Here is a 24,769-nt window from a genome sequence, read left to right on the forward strand (position 1 = left end):
CTCACTCCGAAGCGGCAGTGGCTGGCTGCGCGAGACGCTGCAGCCCGGTGAAACCGGCAACGATCAGGCTGCCATCGGCGGCCTCGATCACACTTGAAACAGGCTTGCCCAAGGGTTTGCCCAATGGCAGCAGCGCCGCTCCGGTCTGCTCGCTGTTGCGAAACAGCATGCCGCCCTGGTTGACCAGCAGCAGTTGGCCGTCGGCCAAACGGGTGGCATCGTTGAAGGAGATGGGTACGGGAACTGACAGGCGCTGGAAACTTGCACCAGCGTCCTGGGAGACAAAGGCATTGCCCTTCAGGCCGGCAACCACCAGCGCGCCATCGGCACGATTCCGCAGGGCGAAGAAACTGCCTTCGTAAGGGCTATTCAACTGGCTGAACGACATCGCGTCGTCGTCCGAGCGCGCCAGGTAGCCCTGCTCGCCCGCCAGGAACCAACGCGGTCCCTGAACACTGATGGCGTACAAGTGCAAGCCGTTCGGGTTGGCGATGCGCCCCATCAATGACTGCCAGGTCGCACCGCCATCGGTGGTCTGCAGCGCCAAGCCGTAGGCCCCAACAACCACCCCTCGATGTGCATCGATGAACTGGAGCGCCAGGAAGGGTTTGTCCGCCCCATCGGCAACAAGACGCTCGGCATTTTGTACCCGTGCCAGGGCGTCGTCCGGGTTGGCTGCCGTGGCCTGCTCAGCCTTGGCGGTATCCAGTTCGAGCCGTGCCACGCGCACGCCGTCGAGCTGCAGCGTCCAGTGCTCGCCGCCATCATGCGTCGTCAGCACCACGCCTGCGTGGCCGACCGCCCAGCCCTGTTGCGCATCGACAAACTGCACCGCCGTCAGGCTGACCGACACCGGCACCGAAGCCTGGCGCCAGCTTTGCCCGTTGTCGTCGGAGAGTAGCACCAGGCCGCGCTCGCCCACCGCAACGAGACGTGTACCGGCACGCGCCAGGCCAATCAACACGCCGTTCTGCGCAGCCGATACCTGCATGGCAGGGGTATTCAGCGGCACGTCCACGACAGCCGTGCCGGCCAGGCACTCACTCGTGGCGAAGGGCAAATGCAGGGCCAGGAGCAACGCGCTCGCCTGACTGATTCTGTTCATAACCTACCTCGGACAAACACTCGTATCCCAAGGGCAGCCCGACAGGCCTGCCCCTCACTCTCGGCTCAGGTCTAACGCACGCCGCGCCCAGCCATCGCCGCCGGCGAGAACTCCGAGGCCTTGTAGCGATCAACCGCGCGATACTGATCCGGCAACCCCGCATAGAGATTCTGGATAAACCACGCACCAGAGGTCAGGTCGTAGAAACCGGAAGACAGTTGCACCAGGCCTGGCAGGTCGGGCAGCACGGAAGGCAGCGACCAGAGGGTCTTGGCCAGTTGACCGCTGGCGTCCCAACGATCGCCGAGCAGGGCTTGCCAAGTGTCCTCGTCGAGGTAGTAACGGCCCTTGGGCAACTGATGGCGCTTGCCGGCGGCCACCGTCGACTCGACCACCCAGACGCGGTGCAACTCCCAGCGCACGTAATCGGGGTTCAGATGGTGCTTGCCCAGAAGGTCCTGCGGCTGGGCAGCGTTCTGCACCTTGTTGGCGTTGTAGGGGACATAGATCTCCTGCTTGCCAACCAGCTTCCAGTCGAAGCGGTCCGTGCGCCCGCCCCACACGCTCAGCTCATCGAAGGACATGACCCCGGCGGTGGAAGGCGTCGGCGTATCACAGCAAGCGTTGGGCAGCGTGCGCACCCGGCGCTGGCCGCTCAGGTAGACATGAGCCTGGGATTTGTCGCCGTTGATGTTTTCACGCCCAAGGATCTGCTCGCCGGCACGAATCGCCGGGCCAAGATTGACGAAGTGCACCAGCCAGTAGTCGCCCGAGTAATTTTCAGGGCCGCCCTCCTGGAAGTAGTAGGGCATTTCCTGGGTCAACAGGCCGTCGCTGGTCATCACCTGGTTGCCGTCGGCAGTCATCAGATAGTGGCGGAAATGCCCCGCCACCGAGGTCCCGCGCCAGTTCAGCAAATGGTTCCAGATCGCTTCGGTGCCGTTCTGTGGAATCGGAAACGGGATCCCGCCGTAGGCACCGTCGGGGATCAGGCCGGCGCTGCTGTCGACCAGTTTGGCGCGGGTGGCATTCTTGAATGTGTTGTCATAGACCCACTGTGGCGCGGCCGCCGTGCGCCGGGTCGGATAGACATCGATGCGATAGGTGTCGGGGAAGCGCTTGAATAACTCCTTCGTGCCGTCGCTGAGCTTGTCGGCGTACTTGGCCAGGTTCTGCGCAGTAATGCTGTACAAGGGTTTGTCCGCGGCAAACGGATCGCTGCGCTTGCCGCCCGGCACATAGGCAGGATCGACCTTGGTGTAGCCGCCATCCCAAGCCGGAATACTGCCATCGGCATTGCCGGCTTTCTCGGCACCGAAGGGCGTCAGGGTCTTGCCCAGCGCGGCCGCTTGTTCGGCGCTGGCAGCCAGGGTCATCGGTGCGACGGCGGCCAGCAGGGTCAAGCACAAGGCCTTTAGAGTGAACTGAATGGTCATGCGCAAATCCTCTTAGAACGTGGTCTTGACGGAGAAAGCCAGGTAGTCCCGGTCCTTCAACGACTGCTTGTAATTGAATTGGTTGGCGGCGTTGAGGCTGGTGTCCTCGGGGCCGTAGAAGTGGGTGTAGGTCAGCCCCACCGTCACTTGGTCCAGGTAGGTGGCGGAGACGCCGATGTTCATGTCCCCTCCCCGGTCGGGACCAAACCCGCTGATCACCGCCGACTTGCCCATGGGGAAATAGCTGATGCCCACGGGCACGCTGATATCTACGCCCGGGAAGAACTGGCGATAGGTGGGCGTGTACACCAGCTTCAAGCCCAGGCCGTCATCGGTGGCGTTAGGGTCCAGGGCGGCGCGATTCCTGGTCACCGCCAGCAGACGGTTCCAGGCGATCTCCCCTACCAGGCTGGCTTCATTGGCGACAAAGGAAGGGCCCAGCGATGCCAGGACGTTGAGGTTGACGTGAGCCGTTCGGCCGACGGCGTAGAGAGCGTCATCGTTGTTGTCCGCCTCGACGCCCGCCAGGACGGTCTGGGCGTTGGATACCAGTGGCATGTTCCAGCGCATCGATGCCTCGCCGGCAAAGCTGTACTCGTCCACGGAAGTGGCGAAACTGGCGCCCAGGACACGGATGTCTTCCGGGTAAACCCAGGAATATTCGCCGACTTGCCCGGTACTGAAGTTCGGCCCGGTGGCATTCGGTTTCAAATACAACGTGGGCGTTTTCTCGTGATACTGCAGCGCATACAGGCCGTAATCCGCCGTCCCGGTGTTGTACTTGAGCTGCAGGCCGCCTTGGCCGGAGCTCCTGGCTTTCTTGTCCTTGCCATGGAAAAACGCGGCCGGGCTGTTGGCATTGCCGCCAAGGAAGTCCGGGAACGGCCCGCCGGTGATCAGCCTTTCATTGCCATCGCCAATGGTATCGCTGGTGGAGAAATAGCTGCCGGCGCCCGGCAGGCGGGTGGCCTCCCACTCCAGCTGGTAGAAGGCGCCCAATGACACATCGTCGGTCAGTTGGTAGGCGGTCGAGAGTTGATTGACCGGCCGGGTGATTTCCTTGAACTGGGTATTGGGCACCGATTGCGCCTTGACCACGTCCACCGGCGCCATGGCCCCGGCAATGCCGTTGCCGCCGAAGAACAGGCTCTCGCCCCAGATCAGGCCGTGGCGCCCGGCGCGAACCGACAAGGTACGGTCGGCCAGCTCACCGTTCCAGTAGACGAAGGCATCCAGCAGTTCACCGTCACCGCCGTGCAGTTGACGGGTATCACTGGTGAACTCGTTGAAACCCACCGAACGTTGGTTGGCACTGGCCGCGTCGTTGTTATCGTTGCGGTCCTGGTAGACGGTGTCGTACCAGGCGGCACCGCTCAGACGAGCGCCGAAGTTGTGAAAGCCGATGTCCAGCTCGGAAAGAATATCCAGGCGATTGGAGATCAACCCCTTCCCGAAGTTGTGATCACCGTCGTTCTGGTTCAACGCCGTCTGCCCTTCGCTGAGCTTGCTGCTGGGCTCCTTCAGGCGCCAGGCCGCGCTGTACTTCAGCGTGTTGTCCCAGCGCAAGCTGAGATCGGGATTGCCGGTGTCGATCTGAAACGCCTGGGCTGCCGAGGCGCCAAGCCCGAGGCTGGCCGCAAGGGTCAGGGTGAAGGGGACGCGCCGCGACGCAGCGATCTTGCGAGTAGCCATCGAAGTAACCCTCTTTATTGTTGTTGTATGTCAGCTCTTCTGGTGAAACCGCGCCCGCAGTCCAACCGGGCCAAGCCTGCACAGGCATGAAACATCCATGGGAAGCGAATTTGGTTTTGTCGGCGTCTCAGATAGGCTCTGCCGTGAGCTCAAGCATCCGCCTGACCAGGCCGATCCGGTCGAAGCTGCTGTCGTGGGCCATTTCCTTGTCACCGGCCAGCACCGAGCTTTCGCTGATGAATTTGCAGCGTTCATAACGGCGCGCCATAAAGCGCTCGAGCTGCTGTTCGACGCTGCCGCCGGCGACCAGCTCTTCGCCAAGCACGACGGCATCTTCAATGGCCATGCCGGCGCCCTGGCCCAGGTGCGGTGTCGTGGCGTGTACCGCGTCGCCGATCAACACGACACGGCCGCGGTACCAGGGCTCACTGACGAACACCACCTCCAGCGGCTTGTAGACCACCTGTTCGCTGTCGATTATTTGCTCGCGCAGTTCGCCGATCAGCCCGGTGAAGCCGCTCAGGCGTTGGCGCATCTGGGTCGCCAGCGTGGCGGCATCCACCCTGGGGTTGGCGGGCTCGTGGGAGGTCATGAACAGGTACATCTGGTCGCGACCCAGTGGCACCAGCCCGGCATTACCGGCAGGTCCCTGGAAGGTGGCCAGATGATCGATCCCGGCGGCGCGTGGGAAGTTGTAGCGCCACACCGCTTGGCCGGTGAAGCGCGGCGGGTACTGGTCGCCGAACAGCAAGCCGCGCATTTTTGAGTACAGGCCATCGGCGCCCACGACCAGGTCGTAACGGCCGCGACTGCCATCGGTGAACAGCACATCAACGCCCGCATCCACCTGTTCCAGAGTCTCGACGCTCAGGCCCAAGCGAATCGAGGCGCCCAAGGCAATGGTGGTTTCGCTGAGGACTTGATGCAGGGCCAGGCGCGAGATGCCAACGTTGGCCGGATACTCGGGTCCAGCCAGGCGCTGACCGGGGATTCGCGCCAGCTGCTCACCGGCCGTGGTATTGATGGTCAGATCCTCGAACGCGTAGGCCGCGCCCAGGTAGCCCTCCAGCACACCCAACTTGGCCATCTCACGCACGACGTTACTCTGCTGGATGATGCCAACGCCGTAGACGGTCCACTGCGTCTTGAGCTCGACTAGGTCGACGACGATGCCTTTGCGACGCAAAGCGATTGCGGCACACAGGCCACCGATACCACCACCGACGATAAGCACCTTTTTCACTGCGTTCATGCTCGTCTCACTCTTATTCTTGTTATTCACGCAAGCGTTCTGCCGGAACGTTCCCAGGCTTCACGGCCGGCTGTTTCTGCACGCATTCGCTACCGCGTTGTGTTCACTTTCTCGGCAAAGCAGGCGTTTGACTAATCGCATGTAGGGATACGATGTATCAGCAACCGCGATACGTTAACTAAGGTTCACACGCCTCCAACTGACCCGCTTCGAGCACCAGCCAATCGGCTTCTGCATGCCATTGCAGCGCACTCAGGCTTTCCCCCAGGCACGGGCCGTACACGCACAGACCCGTGTCAGGAAGGAACCGCGCACCATGGGCGTAACAGACAATCTGGCGGCCATCGACGCTGAGAAAACGGTCCTTGCGATACTCCAGGCGCACCGCCAAGTGTGGGCAACTGTTGCGATAGACGCGCACCTCGCCGTCATGGCGCAGGGCAAACACGCTGTCCTTGCCTGTACCCAGAGGATCGAACCCGCGGGCCTGCCCTTCGACCAATTCATCCAATCGACTGAGAACAATCGCGTCGTGGCTCATGGACGAAATACGCACTCAGGCCTGCTTGGGCGGTGGGCCGCTCGGGAACCATTTTTCCCGGGAAGTGAACAGGAACAATTGCGAGTTATCCGCCGACAACGGCGCCTGGCGCGCCTGCCAGGCGTCATCGTGCTTGTCCATGTCGGCGTCGTATTCGATGTGGCAGCCCAGCGGGCTGTTGAAGTACCAGAACCAGTTGGAACCGAAGAGGTGACGGCCCGGCCCCCAGAAGCTGGTCCAGCCTTGCTGCTCGAAGCGACGCCCGGCCAACAGCACTTCCGTACCGCTGCCCATGTGAAAGGTAAAGTGCTCGCACCCCTTCATATGCGGCGGCGTCTGGATCATGAACAAACAGTGATGGTCATCGGAACCGGCGGGACGCATGAACGGACCCGCGCCAACAAAGGTGTCGGTGGTCACGAAGCCCAGGCGTTTGTAAAAGGCCTCGGCCTTGGCCGCATCCGGCACGAAATACACCACGTGGGACAGGGTGCGCGGCAGGGCCTGCATATCGGGGTTGATGCCCGGCTGGTTGACCGGGCGCTGGGGGGCATGGCCCGGTGCATTGGTCAGGTCCGCCGGCGCGCTGTACGCACGCCGCACGCTGATCTGGAAACCAATGGCAAAGCCCATGTCGTCCACGCTGTGCACGGAACCATCGGCACCGCGGGTCACCAGGCGATCGCGCCCCAGTTCATCGGCGATGGCCTCAAGATCAGTTGCGCTGGCCACGCCATAAACGGTTTCACGAATCGAGGGGGCAGGCCCGATAGCCGCCGGCAGACGGGCATCGTCCGCACGACGGATAATCACCGCCGTGCCGTCGAGTGCTTCAAAACGCCCGCCCTCGCTGTCGACATCGACAGGCAGCAGGCCGTAGTCACGCAGGCAATGGGTACAGGCTTGAATGTCGTCGACGCCAAAAATCAAGGCATCAAGGCCAATGATGTTCATTGAGTTACCACTCCATTGTAATTATTCAGCGCAGGCCAGCACCCCGCTTACGGGAGCCGTGCCAGGCGAAGCGCTGCCGAGGCTGGTCTTGGAGTCGATCAAGCGTCACGCCAACCGACTGTGGGCTGATACTGAAGGGGGACAAACTCACTGACTAATCGCTTGTCGGGATGCGACCTATCGGCAAACGCGATACCTGGCTGCACAGCGCAAATGGCCTGAAAAATCGAACAGTCATCGTTTGATTCACCCACTCGCGGGACTTGACGCCGCGATAGGAAGGCCGGAAGGTATTTACAAAATAAATACAAGAATCGAGACCGCCATGCGTTTTAACCACTTGGATCTCAACCTCCTGGTGGCGCTGGATGTGTTACTGGAAGAGCAGAACATCACCCGCGCCGCCGAACGCCTGCACATGACCCAATCCGCCACCAGCGGCGTACTGGGCAGGCTGCGGCTCTACTTCGAAGATGAACTGCTGGCGCAGGTCGGGCGCAAGATGCAGCCCACGCCCTATGCCCGTGAATTGGCAGCGCCCGTGCGCCAGGTGCTGCTGACGATCCAGTCCTCGATCACCGCCAAACCGGTGTTCGACCCCGCCACCAGCAAGCGCCATTTTCGCCTGATCACTTCGGACTATCTGATCAGCGTCCTGTTTGCCCGGGTGATCCAGAAGATCTCCCTGGAAGCCCCGCACATAACCTTCGAGCTGCTGGGCCCCGGCGACACGTCCACCGAAATGCTGATGCGCGGCGAGGCCGACATGATGATCGTGCCTGAGCGCTACCTCCTTGAAGGCCACCCATCGCAGTTGCTGTTCGAAGAAGAGCATGTATGCGTGGTGTGGGACGGCAACACCCAAGTGGGCGACAGCATCAGCCTCGATCAGTACATCGAGATGGGTCATGTCTCGGTGATTTTTGGCCGCAACCGGCAGTTAAGCGTCGAAGAATGGCTGATGAGCCAGTACGGTTTCACCCGTCGCATGGAAGTGGTGACCCATGACTTCAACACCCTGCCGCAGTTGATCGTCGGCACCCAACGCGTCGCTACCATGCTCCAGCGCATGGCCAGGCTCTACGCCAACTACCTGCCGCTGCGCATCCTGCAACCACCGGTGAAAATCCCGGTGATGCGGGAGTTCATGCTCTGGCACCGGACCATGGAGGGGGATCCGATGCACCGTTGGCTGCGGGCGAAAATCAGTCAGATCATCAACGAGCTGGAGCAGTAGTAGCGACCATTACTCGCAGGCGAGGTCAGGTACGAAAGTGCCCGACAGCCGCCTTGAGCTCGCCGCCAACCTGTTGCAAGTCGGCCGTTGAGACTTGCAGTTGCAGGCTTTCCCTGGCACTGCCCTCGGCCACTTCGCGCACCCGTGTCATGCTCTGGCTGACTTGCTCGGCCACCACACTCTGCTGCTCGGCCGCCGCGGCAATCTGCTGGTTCATCTGCTCGATGCGGGACACCGCCCGGGTAATCCGCGCCAGTGCCTGGGAGGCTTGTGCGGCAAGCACCACCGTTTCATCGCTCAGCACATGGCTGCCTTGCAAGCGCTCGGCGGCTTGTTGGGCAACACTGCTCAGACGAACGATCAACCCTTCGATTTCCGTGGTCGAGCGCTGTGTGCGTCGTGCCAGACCACGCACCTCATCGGCGACCACAGCGAAGCCACGACCATGCTCACCCGCCCGCGCGGCCTCGATGGCAGCGTTGAGCGCCAGCAGGTTGGTCTGCTCGGCCACCGCCTTGATGACATCGAGCACACCACCAATCGCCGCGCTCTCCACCAGCAAGGACCGCATGGCCCCGGCACAACCACTCATCTCCAACGCCAGGTGGTCTATCTTGCCACCCGCCTGACGCACCAGTTCATCGCCTTCACGCGCCTGTTGGTCGGCATGCGCCACCGCTTCGCTGGCTTGACCCGCGTTGCGCGCGACTTCCTGCGCTGTGGCGGCCATCTGTTGCATGGCGGTGGCGGCCAGCTCGGTTTCCTGACGTTGGTGTTCGACACCACGGCTGTTGCTCAAGGTCACTTCGGCCAAGCTGCCGGCCATGCCGTTAAGCGAGCCGACACCACGGTCGATGCGCCCGACCAATCCCCGCAGACTGCCCAGCATGCTGCCCACGGTGCCCAACAGTTGGCCCAACTCATCACGACGACCACTGTCTGACGGCGGATCACTCAGGTCCCCCGCCGCCACGCGCTGGACCAACTGCACAGCCTGGCGCAACGGTTGCACAATCAACTGGCGGATCAGCAGGCTGGCGCCAATGCCCAACGCGAGCGCCAGAACAGTGATCAAACCCAATTGGCGATCGGCATTGCGATTATCGTCCAGGACCGCCTGCCTTTGCTGCTCATCGGCCTGGGTCAGCAACTGACTTACCTGCTCGGTTTGCGCGTTCATGGCCGCGCTGCTTTGCGCGCTTTGCTGACGGCTGACGACGAACTCGAGGAAGGCCTTGCGATAGTCGCCCAAAGCCCTGCTCGCCTCCTGCAGCGACTCGCCTTGCTGCTCATCCAGGGCGAGCGCCTGCATGGCGGCCAGCAGGTCACTCATGCTCATTTCCCAATCGCTGCGGTAACGCTCCTCGCCATCGAGCGAGTAGTACAGCTCGCTGTCACGCAGTTTGGCGAGCTTGTCCCGCAATGCGGCCGTCTGCTCAAGCAACACCATCTGATCGCTGCTCGGTGGCGTCCCCTGCCCTAACCGAGTGTTAAGCGCATCCAGTTGATCGAGAAACAGCAGGGTAAAACTGTCGCCAGCCGTCTGCGCCAGTGCCTGCATGCGCAAGCGCGCCTCCCGAGCCCGACGCAACGAATCGGCATAGCCGAGAAACTGCTCCAGATATGTGCCAGCGGCCGTGCGCACTGCGCTATTGGCGCGCTCAGCATCGAGTTGCCGGTTCAGTGTGCCGATCGCCTCGCGGACCTGCTCCAGGCGCTGTGGAGCAAGGTCCAGGGCGAATGCTTTCTCGGCGATACGCGCGCGCAGGATCAGTGCTTGGATCGACGACTCCTGACGCGATTGTTCACCGCGCTGCTGCAACACACCCAGGGAACGAAAAGCAGTGACTGCCACCGCCAATGTCACCAGCAGCACCAGGCCAAAACCCAGCGACAGCTTGGCCCCCACCGATAGGTTGCCAAACACACGGCTCAGTACGGGCATGTCCAACTCCTCGCACGGTCGTGGAAAAACAGCCTGCCCTTGGCGACCAGGCTGATCGCTGTGCCGGGTTTGGACTCACTCATCTGCCGATACCTTATTCTTGTTGTTGTGCGCGCCCGGACTCCGACCAATAGCGCGGTGTAGCAGCAACTCTAATGAGTCGTACCTCGACGACACCAATCGCATCCCGCGTTATGAGCAATCGCAAAGTACGATGATAGGTATCCGGATTTGCGGCTTGAACAGTGAGTAGAAAACCCTTAGGCCACGGCGCACATACGCTCTATCAGCGTTCGCAATACCTCCCATCCCGACTCGCGATTGGCCAAAACATTGGCCTCCCCTTAGCCTGCTTCGAACCGTCGCCTGGCAATCCCCGCGCCAGACCTGGCCGCCTGCCATTGCTCGCACAAGGACAATAACAATCATGTTTCGCTACTTCCCGACCAACTACGTGTGGAATCTTTCCGTCGACCTGGCCATTGAAATGGGCGCCCGCATCGGCGAAATCGAAGAGATGTGCGCGCCGTTGCAAGAGGCCGCCAAACAACCAGACGCCGCCGGTAGCAAGGCCTTCCGTGAGACCTGGGCGAACATGGCCGACAAGCTGTGCGGCCTGGCTGAAGAAGACGAAAGTAAGGGGCGGATGTTGTCTGCCGGTGAAAAATACAACCGCGCCGCAACCTATTACCTGAGCTGCGAACGCCTGCAGGCCCACGGTGCCCCTGGCCGCACGGAGCTGTACCAGCGCTTTCTGCACACGTTCCAACGCGGTATCGAACTGGCACGAGAAAACTGCGAGCACGTTGAAATCCCTTACGAAGGCAAACACATTTCCGGCCTGCTGGTCCGTGCCGAGGGCGTCAGCGGCCGGGCGCCGATCCTGGTGCAGGTCAATGGTCTGGACTCCACCAAAGAAATGAAATACCGCGTCGGCCTGCCCGCCTGGCTGGCCAAACGGGGCGTGTCGTCGTTGATCATCGACCAACCGGGAACAGGCGAAGCACTGCGTCTGCATCACCTGACGGCGCGTTTTGACAGCGAACATTGGGCCAGCCGCGTGGTGGACTGGCTGGAAACCCGCGACGATGTCGACGCCAAACGCATTGGCCTGGAAGGTGTGTCACTGGGCGGCTATTACTGCCCGCGCGCTGTCGCCTTTGAGCCGCGCTTCGCTTGCGGCGTGGTGTGGGGTGCCAACCATGACTGGCGTGATGTACAGAAGCGTCGCCTGGAAAAGGAAGGCAGTTTTCCGGTGCCGCATTACTGGTCGCATGTGGCCTGGGTATGGGGCGCCAAAGACACCGATGAGTTCATGGCCATCGCCGAGAATGTTCATCTGGACGGCATCCTGGATCGCATCAAGGTGCCATTCCTGGTCACCCACGGTGAAAAGGATTCGCAGATTCCGCTGAAGTGGGCACACCGCACCTACGAGCAGTTGGTCAACAGTCCGAAGCTCGAGCTGAAAATCTTCACTGAACGTGAGGGCGGCGTGCAGCATTCGAGTTTCGATAACAGTATCAATGCTGGTCAGTACATTGCCGATTGGGTGGCTGAAGTGCTCGGTGGTCGTACTGCATGAGGTGGGTTGAACGCCCCGGCACGACTGTAATGCTGTTCACTTAGGAAAAACGGCGCTTCTTTTCAGAAATGGAAAGTGCCGTTTTTTTGTTTTTTTAGAAAGCACGGTGTTTAGTTGCTTTGGTGTGTATATCCGTTTTTTGCGTAACGGCGGCTTATGGCTCCGCTCTTACAGCGGGTCACTTTCGACTGGGCCGGCTTCCGGGCTTTTCGAAAGTGACCCGCCGTCAGGGCGGAACCCTAAGTGGCCGTTACCGCAGAAACGGATATACACACCACTATGAAGCGCGCCCATCGCATTGACGAGACCAACCGTCGATAGTTACTCATCTCACCCATCCCCAAGCATCTGCCACAACGACGCCCCCACCCCGGTAATGCTCTCCCCGGCAATCAACCCCGCCGCCGCGGTGATGGCGAAACGTTCCGTGAGGCTCGGCCAGCGACAGCTCACCAACCACGTCAGCACCGCACCAAGGGCCATCATCAGCGACACCGAGGCCGGCAAGACAAAAGCCAGGCCCAAGGCCGCCGTGCTTGGCAGGTAGCGGGCCCGATGCGCCGGCAGCAGGCTGTCGAGGATCCCCAACAACAAGCCGACCAGGCCGCCGATGAAAATCGCCCAGCGGATGCTCGCTGACAATGAATCCAGGCCCAGGGTCAGGGTTTGCGCCACGGCCTTCCAGGTAGCCACTGCCGGGGCCGGCCACTCTTCGGTGAGCAGCATGGTTTGCGGGTCCGGGATCAGGGCCAGGTAAGCCAACACCCCGACGATGCTACCGACGAAAATCCCCAGGGTCTGGGCGATCAACTGCTTGCGCGGCGTGGCACCGATCGCCCGGCCTACCTTGAAGTCGTTCATCAAGTCGGTGCACTGCCCGGCCGAACCACCGGCGGTGTTGGCGCTCATCAGGTTGATCGGCACCTGCCCCGGGGCGACGATGCCGAAACTCAACTGGGACAATTGGCCGATGGCCCCGATCGGCGGAATGCCCGTGGCGCCGACCACTCGGGCGGCCACCGCCGCCAGGCAGATCGCCAAGGGAATGGTCAACAAGGCCATCCACGGATTGATGCCGAACAACAGCACTTGCAGGCTCACCACCAGGATGATCGACAGTACGAAACCGACGGCAGGCCCAGGCTTGGGTATCGTCCAGATCGCCCCGCCGCCCGCCTTGGTGGACCGATGCAATGCCCACAAGCGAATCGCCAACGAGGCCAGGGTCGAGCAGACCATCAGGCTCACCCCCGGCCAGAGCAACCACTCCACCAACGCAGCGAACTGCGGACCGCTGCCGCCGTGCGGCAACCGCACCAAGCCTTGCGCCAGCAGCCACGGCGTCAACCCGCCCCACGCCAGCAAGGCACCGAGCAGCAGGGTCAGGCCCACGCGAATACCGATGATTCCGCCAAACCCCACTAACAACAGCGAAGGGTCAGCGGTAAACGTCAGGCGCTCCAGTTGGGCGCTCGGAGACCAGCGCGGGACGGTCCACATGAACGTGTCGACCGCCTTGACCAGCCCGGACAGCAACGCGGCGCTGAGCAGCACCTTCAAGCGCGTCGCGGCTTCGTGGCCGTGGTTGTAGATATGCAGCAGGGTTTCGAGGGTCGCCATGCCCTCGGGAAATTTCAGCGCCTTGTCATTGAGCAGTGAGGGGCGCAGGTACCAGGCAATCCAAATCCCCAGGAAACTCACCGAAAAAACCCAGGCCACCATGGGAATGGCGTCCAACTGCTGGCCGGTCAACAAAGTATAGGCCGGTATGGGCGCGACCAGCCCACCGGAAATGATCGACGCAGCGGCAGAGGCCACGGTCTGGTTGATGTTGCTTTCGTGCAGCGTCCAGGGCAGTCGCCCCACCGATCGACTCGCCAAGCCTTGCCAGATGCCATAACCAACCAGCAAGGCAATGATCGACATATTGAACGACCAACCGATCTTCAACCCGGCATAGACATTGGAAGGTGTCAACAGGATACCGAGGACGATTCCCGTACTGACCGCACGTGGACTGAGCTCGCGTTCGACGGCGGTGTTCAAGGGGAATGTGGACGAGGTTGGATGCATGCGAAGTCCTTGTCGGCACTGGGAGGGCAGCCGCCAGATTCAGACTGATCCCTTGTGGGAGCGAGCTTGCTCGCGATAGCGGTGGATCAGTTACAGAGATAGAGACTGACACTCCGCCATCGCGAGCAAGCTCGCTCCCACAGGACCACTTGAAACGGCAACTCAATAAGTGAACGCAGTATTGGCGCAAGGTTCACCTGACAGAGGCAAACCCTGGAGCGTGCTCATCCGAGTCGTCCATCCATGGGGCTGTGCGCGACTTATTTTTCCCCCTCGCAATTGACCATCCAGGCAATCCCGAAACGGTCTTCGAACATGGCAAAGCGTTCCGCCCAAAAGGTCTTCTCCAGGGGCATGTACACGCTGCCACCTGCACTCAAACCATTGAACAGCCGCTCGGCCTCCTCCACGCTGTCGACGTTGAGGGAAACCGACACGCCTTGCGGCTTGCGAAACGGTTGGCCCGGTGGGCAGTCGGAGGCCATCAGGCTGAAAGCGCCGACGGTCAGGCAGGTGTGCATGATCAGGTTGGGATCCTTGGGCATCCCGGTTTCCTCCGGGGCCTCGGCAAAAGACATGGAAAACAGATCGCCGCCCAGTACCTCCTTATACAAGGCGAAGGCCTGCTTGCAGTTACCGTTGAAGGTCAGGTAAGGAATGATTCTCATGGTGGGGTCTCCTGTAGTCGGTTTCACGATTGACCAGACATCTGCGCCCGCAAGCGTTCTTCCTGCTCGCGCAACTCGGGAGTAAAGGACTCACCGAACTCCTCGAGCTCGAAGATCTGGCGGATCTCGATTTCACTGTCGCTGACCATCGGGTTCGGGCAGCGCTTGACCCAGTCGATGGCCTCCTGCAATGACTGGACCTTGAAGATCCAGAAGCCGGCGATCAGCTCCTTGGTTTCAGCAAAGGGCCCGTCGATCACCGTCCGGTCCTTGCCGGAAAACTGCACGCGCACGCCCTCGATACTGGGGTGCAGACCTTCACCGGCGAGCATCACCCCGGCCTTGACCAGCTCTTCGTTGTAGGCACCCATGGCGGCCAGCAGTTCCGCGCTGGGCATTTCTCCGGCTTCCGATTCCGGGCTGGCTTTGACGATCACCATAAATCGCATGCTCTGATCTCCTGAGAGTGAATGGATTAGGCCGTCCGTGTGGCGGCTCTATGGGTTAATCGAATGGCATTGGCCGAAATCGACAGGCTGATGTGATTATTTTTTTCGATACGCCGTAGACCACGCCGCTGGCACACTCAATGGATCTGCCAACGTCACGGAGAGCAGGCCGAAGCGGCAGCATGACTATGCTTTTTGGAACAGACACGTAGCGGAGATCAGTCCCCATGACTTCGAATCTTGCCGATATCTATAACGACTACATAACCTGCCTGAATGCACAGGATTGGGAAAACCTGGGCCTTTTTGTGCACCAGGAAGTGGTTCACAACGCGAGACGATTAGGATTGCATGGCTATCAAGGCATGCTGGAAGCGAACTATCGGGACATTCCCGACTTGCGCTTTGAAGTCGAATTCCTGGTGATCGACCCACCCAAGTTGGCGGCTCGCCTGGGATTCAATTGCACGCCGGCTGGGGAGTTCCTGGGTCTTGCGGTTAATGGGACACGGATCGCCTTCACCGAAAACGTCTTCTATGCGTTCGAGGACGGCAGGATCCGCGAGGTCTGGTCGATTATCGACAAGCAAGCGATCGAAGCTCAGCTCCATTCAACGTAGCGGATGGATGAAATGTAATCCAAGAAGCAATGCGCTCGACATCCACAGTTCGACGCACCCCGAAGTGAAGAACCGGTCGATCCCATAGTCTGTGAGCCACCCTGGAGGAGATGGCGATGACACACACCCGCTTTTTTGGAAAAAACGTACTGGCCTGCACGTTCATCCTGGCGATTATCGGCTGGGGGATCGGCTTCTATGGCCCGCCGATTTACATGCAAGCCGTCATGGAGCGCACGGGTTGGCCGATCGCCCAGGTCTCGGCTGCCGTGACCTTGCACTTTCTCAGCGGCACGCTTGTCATCGCCAACCTGCCGCGCCTTTACGCGCGCTTCGGGATACCCGCCATCACTCTGCTGGGCAGCATCGTCCTGGGCATTGGCGTAAACATCTGGGCTCACGCCAACCAGTTATGGGTGCTGTATACCGGCGCCCTCTGCTCGGGTATCGGCTGGGTGACATTGGGTGCTGCGGCCGTTAACACCCTGATCGCGCCGTGGTACGTCAAGGAAAGACCCAAGGCCCTGGGCAAGGCCTACAACGGCGCCAGCCTGGGTGGGGTGATCTTTTCGCCGCTGTGGGTGTTGCTGATCGAGCGTTTCGGCTTTGCCATGGCGGCGCTGATGATCAGCATTGTCGCGGTGTTGCTCATAGGCGCCTTCGCTTTCCTGGTCTTCAACAAAACCCCACGAAGCCTGGGGCAACATCCCGACAATGCAGACCAACCGGAACCCGTGCCGATCAGCGCCAGCGCCACGCCGTGGACCGCAAAGCAGACCCTCAGGTCGGCAAGTTTCCGCACCCTGGCAGCCGGCATGTCCTTGGGGCTGTTTGCCCAGATCGGCTTGATCACGCACCTGTACTCGATCCTGGCGGGACGCATGGGGGCGCATGACGCCTCATTCGCCATGGGTCTGGCCACTGCCAGTGCGATGGGCGGGCGATACGTCGCCGCACGCTTGATGATCCAAGGCATGAACCGCCGACAACTGGCCTGCCTCGGTTATGTCATCCAGATGCTGGGCACGCTGATGCTTCTGGGCCTGGACCTTCACCCGACAGTGGCCTGGATAGCTGTGATATTGATCGGTTCAGGCATTGGCAACGCCACCTCCTTGCCGCCACTGATAGCCCAGACCGAGTTCAGCCGTGAACAAACCGCCAGGGTGATCGCCCTGATGGTCGCGATCAGCCAAGCCACCTACGCCTTCGCCCCGGCCTTTTTCGGCCTGGTGCGCTCGCTCTTCAGCGATCCGAATCAGGCCATCGTCGCCGTCGTGACAGCAGCGGTCGTCGTGCAGGGGCTCGCCATTTGGTCGTTCTATCGGGGCGTATCCGCTCGCCCCTTCAAGAAAGCCGCTTTCTGACCGGCTCCCCTTGGCCAGGCAGCACGCTGAACATCAGCCCTCCCGCGCATCAGGCAGGCGCAAGCGATCTACTTCGTCAAAGAGATTACAAAAGACATCCACCAGGAAAGGATCGAACTGGGTATCGGCTTGCTCGATGATGAAACGCCTGGAACGCTCGACATCCCAAGCCTGCTTATAGGCTCGAGGCATCCTTATGGCGTCATACACATCACATATCGCCACAATCCTTGCCGATAACGGGATCTCCTTGCCCCGCAATCCCTTTGGATAGCCGGTGCCATCCCAGCGTTCGTGATGCGCCAGGGCCACTTCCGCTGCCAGGTCCGTCAACGGAGAGCCCTCGGGGTCATGCAGGATTTCATACCCAATACGGGCATGCTCCTGCATGATCGCCCGCTCCTGCGGCGTCAACGCTCCAGGCTTTTGCAGAATGGCATCTGCAATGCCAATTTTTCCAACGTCGTGCATCGGTGCAGCCATCCTCATGAGGTCACACCATTGAGCGGGCATGCCGATTGCCTTGGCCAACAAAGCCGCGGACTCGCCAATACGGACAATATGCTGCCCCGTGTCGTCATCGCGATAGCTGGCTGCTCGACTCAAGCTGCTGCTGATCGCCCTGTAGCTGGAAGCCAGCTGGGCCGTGCGCAGTTCCACTTTGCGCTCAAGTTCAGCATTGACGTCGCGCAGGAGCTTGGCCGCCTGCGCCAGCTCCAGGCAATTACGCACCCTGAGCAGCACTTCAGGCAGATCAATGGGTTTGGAGATGAAGTCGTTGGCGCCCATTTCCAGTCCTTTGCGCCTGTTCTGCTGATCACTCAAGGCCGTCACGATGATGACCGGTGATTCCGTGCGGTCACGTGCATTGAGGCGATCAAGGATCTCAAAGCCGTCGGGTGCGGGCATGTCCAGGTCCAACAACAGCAGGTCCCAGGCGTTCGCAAGCAACCAGTCCAGTCCTTTGGCAGAGTCGCTGAATGTGGTGATGTTCTGCAGGCCCACGGCTCGCAAGCATGAATCCAGAAGCCGGAGATTGGTGGCCACGTCGTCGATAATGACGATCCTGCTTTGCGCATCTACTTTGGCAAACATACATCCGCCCTCCCCGTGGCGAGCGTCAATACCAGACTACGAATACTCTGCCTCTCCAATGGAGAAGAAACGATGGCCTGGCATTCAAGCTGGCCAACCGAAGCGTGATCGACGGCCGCACGGACCACGATGATCGACATGGCAGTCTTTGCGATACGCGTGCGCAAGCCGCTGAAAAAAGTGTTCAGCACCGGCACTGGGTCGGCAGTGGCGACGATCAATACGCTGACCGCCGTGGCATCAAGCACGAGACCCGCTTCGGGCAAGGTATCAACCCGTTCCAGCTCGAAGTCGCCGATTAACGCCTCTCGAACCACCTCAGCATCCTTGGGGTCGTTACTCACCAACAACACGCGTGGCAAGGCTATCGCCGACATTTTGGACTCGTTCCCCGGCACAGGAAACGCCGCCGAGCACAGGTCGATCCAGAAAGTCGTCCCGACTTCGACGTGGCTTTCAAAGCCCATGGTGCCGTGCATCAGGAGCGCCAGATCTCGGCACAACACCAAGCCAATGCCAGTCCCCTGGATGGACGAGTTCTCTTTACCCAAACGCTGGAAGGGTCTGAAAAGCTCGCCCTGCAAAGCCGGGGAAATCCCCATGCCGGTATCCGTCACATAAAGACGAAGCCTGGCTCCGCCCTCGACAACCAAGGCCCCCAGAGTGACGCCTCCACCGGGCCGGTTGTACTTGATTGCATTGGATAACAGATTGATCAGGACCTGCTTGAGGCGACGCTTATCCGCCCAGACATGCCATGTATCCAGGGGAGCATTGATGTGCAAGGTCTGGCCATGCGCCGAGACTTGCTGCTGGACCATGTCAGCGCAGTTGGATAACAGGCTTGCCACGTGTACGGGCTTGAGATCCAGCAGTGGCTTTTCAGCCTGCAAGCTGGAGAGATCCAGCAGATCGTCAACCAACTGCATGAGGTGTTCACTGGCCTTGATGATTTCCTGCAGGTTGGCCGTCTCTTCCAATGCCGGGGCAGGCGACTGCATGAGCCCCAACTGGGCAAACCCGTAGATCGCATTCAATGGCGTACGCAACTCATGGCTCATGCTGGAGATGAATTTGGACTTGGCAGTACTGGCGGCCTCTGCCTCCAGGGTTTTCTCCCGCAGATCCAACTGGGTCTGCTTGAGTGTCGTGATGTCGACACACGCCACGACCACGACACTGGAATCATCCAGCCGAGAGGGTTCCAGCGTACGGCCCCGGCAAAGGATCCAGATCAGCTTTCCATGCACGTCCCTGATCCGGAACTCCACTTCCGGCGCCACGCTTGCACTGCCCCTGGCCTCCTCCAGAAACTGGGTGAAGGTTTGCCGATCTTCAACGGGAATGTTCTCCAGCAATCTCGCCATCGGCACTTCATTGACGGCAAAGCCGAAGCGCTGGCTCAGGGCACCCTTGAGAATAAAACGCTGCCGTTTCGGGTAGTACTCCCAGAGCCCTTCGGCAAAACTCTCCATGACCAACTCCAGACGCTGCTGTGTGGAGCTGCGAATGAATTCGGCCTGGGCCAACTGCCTGCCCATCCCCAGTGCCTGGTCAGACATTGACCAAAGTTCGGTGATATCGGAAGGACTTGCCGCTGGTTGCCAGTTACCCCGGCCGATCTCTCGCATCATGCGTGAGACCCCTTGCACCGGCGTACTCAACTGGCGACTGAGGTCACGTGTACGCCACCACATGAAGGCAAAGAACAAGGCATAGAACACAACCAGCCCCGCGACCAACAGGTACCCCACTTCGCGGTAATGACTGGCAAGCAGATTGGTTTCCTGCATCGCCGCCGCTTCGTCCACTACCGCCAACAAGCGCCAGCCGGTGGTGGGGATCTCACTCCAGGCGACCAGGTGAGGCCGTCCATTCAACGTCAGCGCAACGATGCCCTCTGGATGGCCCGGCAAGCTCTTATTGAGACTGGCGAGGTCCCGATAACGAGCGAGGTTCAAATCCGGCGATTGCAAGCGCTCGTGATCAACAGGCTCTCCAGCGGGCTGGTTCTCAGCGGCTTGCAGGGAAAAATCACGTTGCCCTGCCTTGGGCACGGCCATGATATCGAGCTTATTGTTGACCAGCATCAGGTAGCCACCCCAAGGCATCTTCAACTGCTCTATTTGCTTCAAGATGCCATCGACCGTTACATCGACCCCGGCTACGCCCTCCAGGAAGTCGCCGCTGTAGACCGGCGCGATGGCAGACATCATCCATCCCTGGCCGGCGGGATCCAGGTAGACATCGGTCCAGACTACTTTTTTATCAGGATTATGTTTTGCATCGGCCAAGTAGTAGAAGTTGTATTGGGTGATGTCCATATCATGTGGGTACTGCTCGAGTGTATTGAACCAGGGATAAATCCGGTTATAGCTGTCCCACGTATTGAAATAGATGCTGGCAATCAGAGGATCCCCGTCCTTCAACTGCTTCATCATGAAGTCCTGATTCGCCAGCAGCGATATCTTGTAGAGGTCCTGCTTTTTCAACGGGGTGACATTCGAATAATACGAGGCGGACGCCCCGTCGTTTGCTGCGCTGTAACGGACACCATCGGCACTTACTGAAAGCGATGCCGCCACGGGAGGCTGGTTTTCGGTGAGTTCATGCTCAGTGGACTTGGCATAAAGACTGATCGCTTTGTGAACCTGCTCCAATTGTCCTTGCACCAACAGCGCATTCTGCTGAACCGATACCTGAATGTCTCGTGTTGCACTTTGATGCAGGTGCTCGATCTGGGAGTTTCGAATGGACTGGTTCGTGATGAAATAAGTGGTAATCAGCACGCCTTCCACCAGGACGAGCGGCAACAGGCTGGTACTGGCAAACGCCCGCCAGATCCATCTGCGCAAACTGACCCTCTTCTTTGAAGCTGCTTGCATAGGTACGCTCGTTGCGCTGGCCATACAATCGATATCACAGCGACATCAGTGTGGTCTCATACTTGATATCTGTCCAAGGTAACCCCCTTCCTTTCGTCCGTGGGCAAAACCCAGCAGGTATACCAAGCATCGATCAATACCCGTGGGCAGCCCTATGACCATAGTCGACCACTCGATTTAGCTCTCAAGACTTAAGCTATGCTCAAGAACAAGTTGCCAGAGGATGGGCGAATGGATTCAGCCATTGCGGTAGCAACACCGGACACGCAGGATGCGGACGACGTGGGCGTCTTGTTGCTGGATGCCCAGGGGGCGCTGCTCATCATGGATGACTGCGCCAGCGGATTGCTGGGGTTAACCGAGACCGCCGCTTCCCTGGTTCCCTTACCCTCCCTGTTTTCTCTCAAGCCGCAGACTTTTGAACAGCACATCACTAATGCTCGGCTTAAGGGTAGCTGGCATTTCCAGGGCATGTCGGCCGGTGGCGACACGCTGAGTGTGAAGCTCGACTACAAAGCGCAACAATCCACGTACCTGGTAAAAATCCACCGCGCCGAACACATCCACCTTGCCGAGCAGGATTATCGCCTGGCGTTCGACTCCGCCGGTACGGGCCTGGCCCTGCTGCGAATGAGCGGGGAATGGATCGCGGCCAATCGAATGTTGTGCCAGATGTTTGGCTACACCGAAGAAGAACTTCGCGCGACGTCTTTCCAGCGGCTGACACATCCGGACGATACCGATGTCAGCAAGGACGAATTAAACAGGCTCATCCAGGGGCAGCGCACCAGCCTCACACTGGAAAAACGCTACATTCGTAAAGACGGCAGCACACTGTGGGCACGATTAACGGTAGGTATCGCCCGAACCCCCGATGCAAAGGCGCTTTACTTTGTGTCGCAGCTTGAAGACATCAGTGAACATCTTGCCCTGCGCCAGGCCTTGTTCGATAACGAAAAAAAGTACCTGTCACTGGCCAAGAACTCACAAAACATCATCCTTCGCTACAACCGGCTGGGACAACAAATCTATGCCAACCCCGAGCTTGAACGCGCTCGTGGCTTTCCCAACACTCACATCACTGAACGCACCTCGACACCCGATCAGCTCGACGAGTACTTTCGCACGCAAGTAAAACTCACGTTATCAACCGGCGCAGCAAACACGTTCCTGCTGGAAAGCAAGGACCCGTATTCAGGTCGTTCCGTGGATTTCCTGTGCAACCTGACGCCGGAGCATGACGAAACAGGCGAGCTTTGCGGAGCGCTTGTCACGGCCCAGGATATCAGTGCGTTGCGCCGCCAGGAGCGCGCCGAAAATGCGCGCTCTGCCATTTTCCAGAAGATGGTCACTAACGACACGCTGCTTGAGGTGCTGCCGCTGCTCAGCGCCTACCTGGAAATCCTGACACCCGAGTTTCGCAACGCCATGGCTTTCAAGGCCGTACCCGGCGACGATTCCCTTCGCGCGCCCTCGACGAACACATCCTTGATTGAAACCTGCCTGGCCGAAGACCTTGGCCGACATCCCGGGCTGTTCGAGCACCCTCGCTTCATACGTGATTTAAGGCGCGATGCCTCTGACCTTGCTTTCAGCCAGCCCGCCTTGCAGGCAGGCTACCGGGGTTGCTGGGTAGAACCGGTGATCAATAAGACCGGCGTCACGCTAGGCGTCATCCTGTTGTTCGTCGGCGGTGAAACCCAGCTGAGCGAGCAGGACCGCAAGCATGCGCAAATGGCCAGTCATATCGGCGCCATCGCCTGGGAGCGCTGCTCAGCCCACAGCCACCTGGCCCAAAGCGAACGTCGCTACCGCGAAGTCTTCGATCATTCGCAAGACATGCTTTGCCTGCTCGCCGTGGATGCCGACCAGCAACTCAGTTGCCTGGAGGCCAATCCAAAGCTGTGCGAGATGCTCGCCAAGAGTCATTCGGACATGATCGGCCAACCGTTGGGCCAATGCCTGGAAAAAGAAGCCGCAAGTATTGTCGAGGCTATCTGCCTGCACTGCATCGCCGTGGGTGCTCCCATCGAGCTGGATGCGCATCTGCCTTGCAGTCAACGCTCGATCGTTGTCCACTTCAACCTGGTGCCCGTAGCCGATTCAAATGGGCGCTTGCATCGCCTGGTCTGCATTGCTCGCAACATCACCGATATCCGGGAAGCCCGGCGCAACGAATTGGCCCGGCAGCAGGAACTCGGCACATTGGTTGAAAACTCTCCTGATGGCATTGCACGACTGAGTCGCACAGGAGAACTGTTGTTCATCAATCCGGCATTGGAAATCTGGTTGGATCGTCCGCAGATCGACTTGCTGCACAAGGACCTGCTCGAGATCCTGCCGAAAAACCTGCAGAGCCAACTATTCCGTGCAGCCGTCATCGAAGCTGTGGAAAAGGGCCAGCCCCTGGAGCATGAGTATGTGCTCACCGAGCAGCATCGACTGCAACGCGTGTATCACATCAGTCTCGTTCCCGAGCAGGACATCCAGGGAAAAATTGCCACCGTGCTGGCTGTCGTTCGCGATATATCACAGCTGCGCCTAGCCGAACTGCGCCTGGCATCGCTCAACAAGCAATTGCGCCAATTGATGTCCAGTCGGGAAAGTGCGCGGGAAGAGGAACGCAAGCTGATCGCCCAGGAGATCCACGATGAACTCGGGCAACATCTGACCGCAATCCGCATGGGCACGTCGCTGCTGCGCTTCCAGTACGGCGAGCAACTGCCCCAGCTCAGTGAACAAGTCGCACGCCTGCTGCAACTGATCGACCAGACGGTGCAAGTGGTCAGGGATATTTCCACCAGCCTGCGCCCTTCCATCCTCAACATGGGTATCGCCGCGTCACTGGAATGGCTGACCGACACGTTCAAGCAGCAATGGGGCATCGACTGCAACCTGCAGATTCATCCGCCGCAAATCCGTCTGGACGATGCCAGTGCAACCGCTGCATTTCGAATCGCCCAGGAGTCGCTGACCAACATTGCCCGGCACGCCGAAGCCACCCGGATCAACATCACGTTTGAGCAAGGCGACAATGGCTGGTCGCTGGAAATCACCGACAACGGCAAAGGCTTTGAGCAACGTGAACAATCGTCCAGGACCCTCGGCTTGCTGGGCATGCGCGAACGGGGCCTGACTTTGGGAGGGACCACCACCATATCCAGCAGCATCGGCAGCGGTACTACCGTTCAACTGCGCGTACCTGTTTCAAGGAGTCACGACTCATGATCCGTTTAATGGTGGCCGACGATCACACGATCATGCGCGAAGGCCTCAAGCAGTTGTTCGCGCTGGTCAAGGATTTTTCCGTGGTGGCGGAAGCGGAAAATGGTGTCCAGGTCCTGGAGTTGCTGCGCCACACAGACGTAGACGTGCTACTGCTCGACATGACCATGCCCGGTTCAAGTGGCGAAGATTTGATTGGCCGTATCCACGCCCATTACCCCAAGCTGCCGATGCTCATCTTGAGCATGCACAATGAAGCCCATATAGCCCAACGTGCGCTACGCGCCGGCGCCTCAGGCTACATGACCAAGGACCGCGACCCGGAAGCGCTGCTGGCAGCGATCCGCAAGGTGAGCACCGGGGCGCGCTACCTGGATCCACAACTGGCCGAGCAGATCGCACTCCAGAGCAGCGGTGTAACGCCCGAAAACGCTGCGCAGAGCCTGACCTCACGTGAATTCCAGATCCTGCGCATGCTGGCTCAAGGGCTGAGCGTCAACCAGATTGCCGAACAACTGGTGATCAGCAATAAAACCGTCAGCACCCACAAGACACGGCTGATGGAGAAGATGTGCTTTGCCACCAGCACAGACCTGGTGCGCTACGCCTTGAATGAAGGACTGGTCTGAAACGACGGCAC

General features: G+C 59.8%; 18 protein-coding genes and 1 pseudogene. 6 read left to right on the forward strand and 13 right to left on the reverse strand.

From position 1 onward, the window contains the following. Position 1 precedes the first annotated feature (1 nt). The 6 genes from AB4O22_RS14240 to AB4O22_RS14265 form a co-directional block, all read right to left on the reverse strand. On the reverse strand, positions 2 to 1,105 hold the full coding sequence (locus AB4O22_RS14240) for a WD40/YVTN/BNR-like repeat-containing protein (protein ID WP_460096548.1): 1,104 nt from the start codon (positions 1,103 to 1,105) through the stop codon (positions 2 to 4). A 71-nt stretch (positions 1,106 to 1,176) separates the two neighbouring features. Then, positions 1,177 to 2,541: a DUF1329 domain-containing protein gene (locus tag AB4O22_RS14245; protein WP_223471251.1), complete on the reverse strand. Its 1,365-nt coding sequence runs from the start codon at positions 2,539 to 2,541 to the stop codon at positions 1,177 to 1,179. A 12-nt stretch (positions 2,542 to 2,553) separates the two neighbouring features. Continuing rightward, on the reverse strand, positions 2,554 to 4,233 hold the full coding sequence (locus tag AB4O22_RS14250) for a DUF1302 domain-containing protein (protein ID WP_367859570.1): 1,680 nt from the start codon (positions 4,231 to 4,233) through the stop codon (positions 2,554 to 2,556). A gap of 127 nt (positions 4,234 to 4,360) precedes the next feature. Next, entirely contained in the window at positions 4,361 to 5,485 is a 1,125-nt protein-coding gene (locus AB4O22_RS14255; protein WP_460096549.1) for an FAD-dependent oxidoreductase, read from the reverse strand. Between the two features lie 178 nt (positions 5,486 to 5,663). Further along, entirely contained in the window at positions 5,664 to 6,026 is a 363-nt protein-coding gene (locus AB4O22_RS14260; RefSeq protein WP_027912453.1) for a Rieske (2Fe-2S) protein, read from the reverse strand. A gap of 15 nt (positions 6,027 to 6,041) precedes the next feature. Then, positions 6,042 to 6,980: a VOC family protein gene (locus tag AB4O22_RS14265; protein WP_460096550.1), complete on the reverse strand. Its 939-nt coding sequence runs from the start codon at positions 6,978 to 6,980 to the stop codon at positions 6,042 to 6,044. 325 nt (positions 6,981 to 7,305) lie between these two features. Here AB4O22_RS14265 and AB4O22_RS14270 point away from each other — a divergent pair, with 325 nt between their 5' ends. Beyond that, positions 7,306 to 8,217 carry a LysR family transcriptional regulator gene (locus AB4O22_RS14270; protein WP_223471259.1) on the forward strand — a complete coding sequence of 304 codons (912 nt, stop codon included), beginning with the start codon at positions 7,306 to 7,308 and terminating at the stop codon, positions 8,215 to 8,217. 25 nt (positions 8,218 to 8,242) lie between these two features. On the opposite strand, the gene AB4O22_RS14275 is transcribed toward AB4O22_RS14270, so the two are convergent. Together AB4O22_RS14275 and AB4O22_RS14280 are read right to left on the reverse strand one after the other, a co-directional pair. Beyond that, a complete protein-coding gene (locus tag AB4O22_RS14275; protein WP_460097823.1) occupies positions 8,243 to 9,106 on the reverse strand; it encodes a methyl-accepting chemotaxis protein in 864 nt (287 codons plus the stop codon). After that, positions 9,101 to 10,162 (reverse strand): annotated as a pseudogene (locus AB4O22_RS14280) (HAMP domain-containing protein); the annotation flags it as partial. The pseudogene AB4O22_RS14280 and the gene AB4O22_RS14275, both read right to left, overlap by 6 nt. Before the next feature lie 427 nt (positions 10,163 to 10,589). Here AB4O22_RS14280 and AB4O22_RS14285 point away from each other — a divergent pair. Continuing rightward, complete coding sequence (locus AB4O22_RS14285) at positions 10,590 to 11,747, forward strand: alpha/beta hydrolase family protein (protein ID WP_460096552.1); 1,158 nt, start codon at positions 10,590 to 10,592, stop codon at positions 11,745 to 11,747. A gap of 330 nt (positions 11,748 to 12,077) precedes the next feature. Here AB4O22_RS14285 and AB4O22_RS14290 read toward each other — a convergent pair whose 3' ends face one another. The 3 genes from AB4O22_RS14290 to AB4O22_RS14300 all read right to left on the reverse strand — a co-directional run bounded on the left by AB4O22_RS14290 (position 12,078) and on the right by AB4O22_RS14300 (position 14,937). After that, positions 12,078 to 13,820, reverse strand: coding sequence for an OPT family oligopeptide transporter (locus AB4O22_RS14290; protein WP_460096553.1), 1,743 nt, complete (start codon positions 13,818 to 13,820; stop codon positions 12,078 to 12,080). A gap of 260 nt (positions 13,821 to 14,080) precedes the next feature. Next, the gene (locus AB4O22_RS14295) at positions 14,081 to 14,488 is read right to left on the reverse strand and encodes a VOC family protein (protein WP_003200614.1); all 408 of its coding nucleotides are present in this window, start codon (positions 14,486 to 14,488) and stop codon (positions 14,081 to 14,083) included. Between the two features lie 23 nt (positions 14,489 to 14,511). After that, positions 14,512 to 14,937 (reverse strand): YciI family protein, encoded by a 426-nt coding sequence (locus AB4O22_RS14300; RefSeq protein ID WP_460096556.1) that lies wholly within the window; start codon positions 14,935 to 14,937, stop codon positions 14,512 to 14,514. A 227-nt stretch (positions 14,938 to 15,164) separates the two neighbouring features. Here AB4O22_RS14300 and AB4O22_RS14305 point away from each other — a divergent pair, with 227 nt between their 5' ends. Both AB4O22_RS14305 and AB4O22_RS14310 read left to right on the forward strand, forming a co-directional pair. After that, entirely contained in the window at positions 15,165 to 15,557 is a 393-nt protein-coding gene (locus AB4O22_RS14305) for an ester cyclase (protein WP_100264146.1), read from the forward strand. A gap of 116 nt (positions 15,558 to 15,673) precedes the next feature. Continuing rightward, positions 15,674 to 16,924 carry an MFS transporter gene (locus tag AB4O22_RS14310; protein WP_460096558.1) on the forward strand — a complete coding sequence of 417 codons (1,251 nt, stop codon included), beginning with the start codon at positions 15,674 to 15,676 and terminating at the stop codon, positions 16,922 to 16,924. A 33-nt stretch (positions 16,925 to 16,957) separates the two neighbouring features. Here the strand turns inward: AB4O22_RS14310 and AB4O22_RS14315 are convergent, their stop codons facing one another. Continuing rightward, the gene (locus AB4O22_RS14315; RefSeq protein WP_460096559.1) at positions 16,958 to 18,019 is read right to left on the reverse strand and encodes an HD-GYP domain-containing protein; all 1,062 of its coding nucleotides are present in this window, start codon (positions 18,017 to 18,019) and stop codon (positions 16,958 to 16,960) included. Continuing rightward, on the reverse strand, positions 18,004 to 20,904 hold the full coding sequence (locus AB4O22_RS14320; RefSeq protein WP_460096560.1) for a sensor histidine kinase: 2,901 nt from the start codon (positions 20,902 to 20,904) through the stop codon (positions 18,004 to 18,006). Before AB4O22_RS14320 ends, AB4O22_RS14315 begins: the two co-directional genes overlap by 16 nt. 231 nt (positions 20,905 to 21,135) lie before the next feature. Here AB4O22_RS14320 and AB4O22_RS14325 point away from each other — a divergent pair, with 231 nt between their 5' ends. Beyond that, positions 21,136 to 24,132, forward strand: coding sequence for a sensor histidine kinase (locus AB4O22_RS14325; RefSeq protein ID WP_460096561.1), 2,997 nt, complete (start codon positions 21,136 to 21,138; stop codon positions 24,130 to 24,132). Continuing rightward, positions 24,129 to 24,758 (forward strand): response regulator, encoded by a 630-nt coding sequence (locus AB4O22_RS14330; RefSeq protein WP_013692994.1) that lies wholly within the window; start codon positions 24,129 to 24,131, stop codon positions 24,756 to 24,758. The genes AB4O22_RS14325 and AB4O22_RS14330 overlap by 4 nt, the downstream gene beginning before the upstream one ends. Positions 24,759 to 24,769 lie beyond the last annotated feature (11 nt).

It is taken from the genome of Pseudomonas sp. S3_B11 (genome assembly GCF_054667715.1).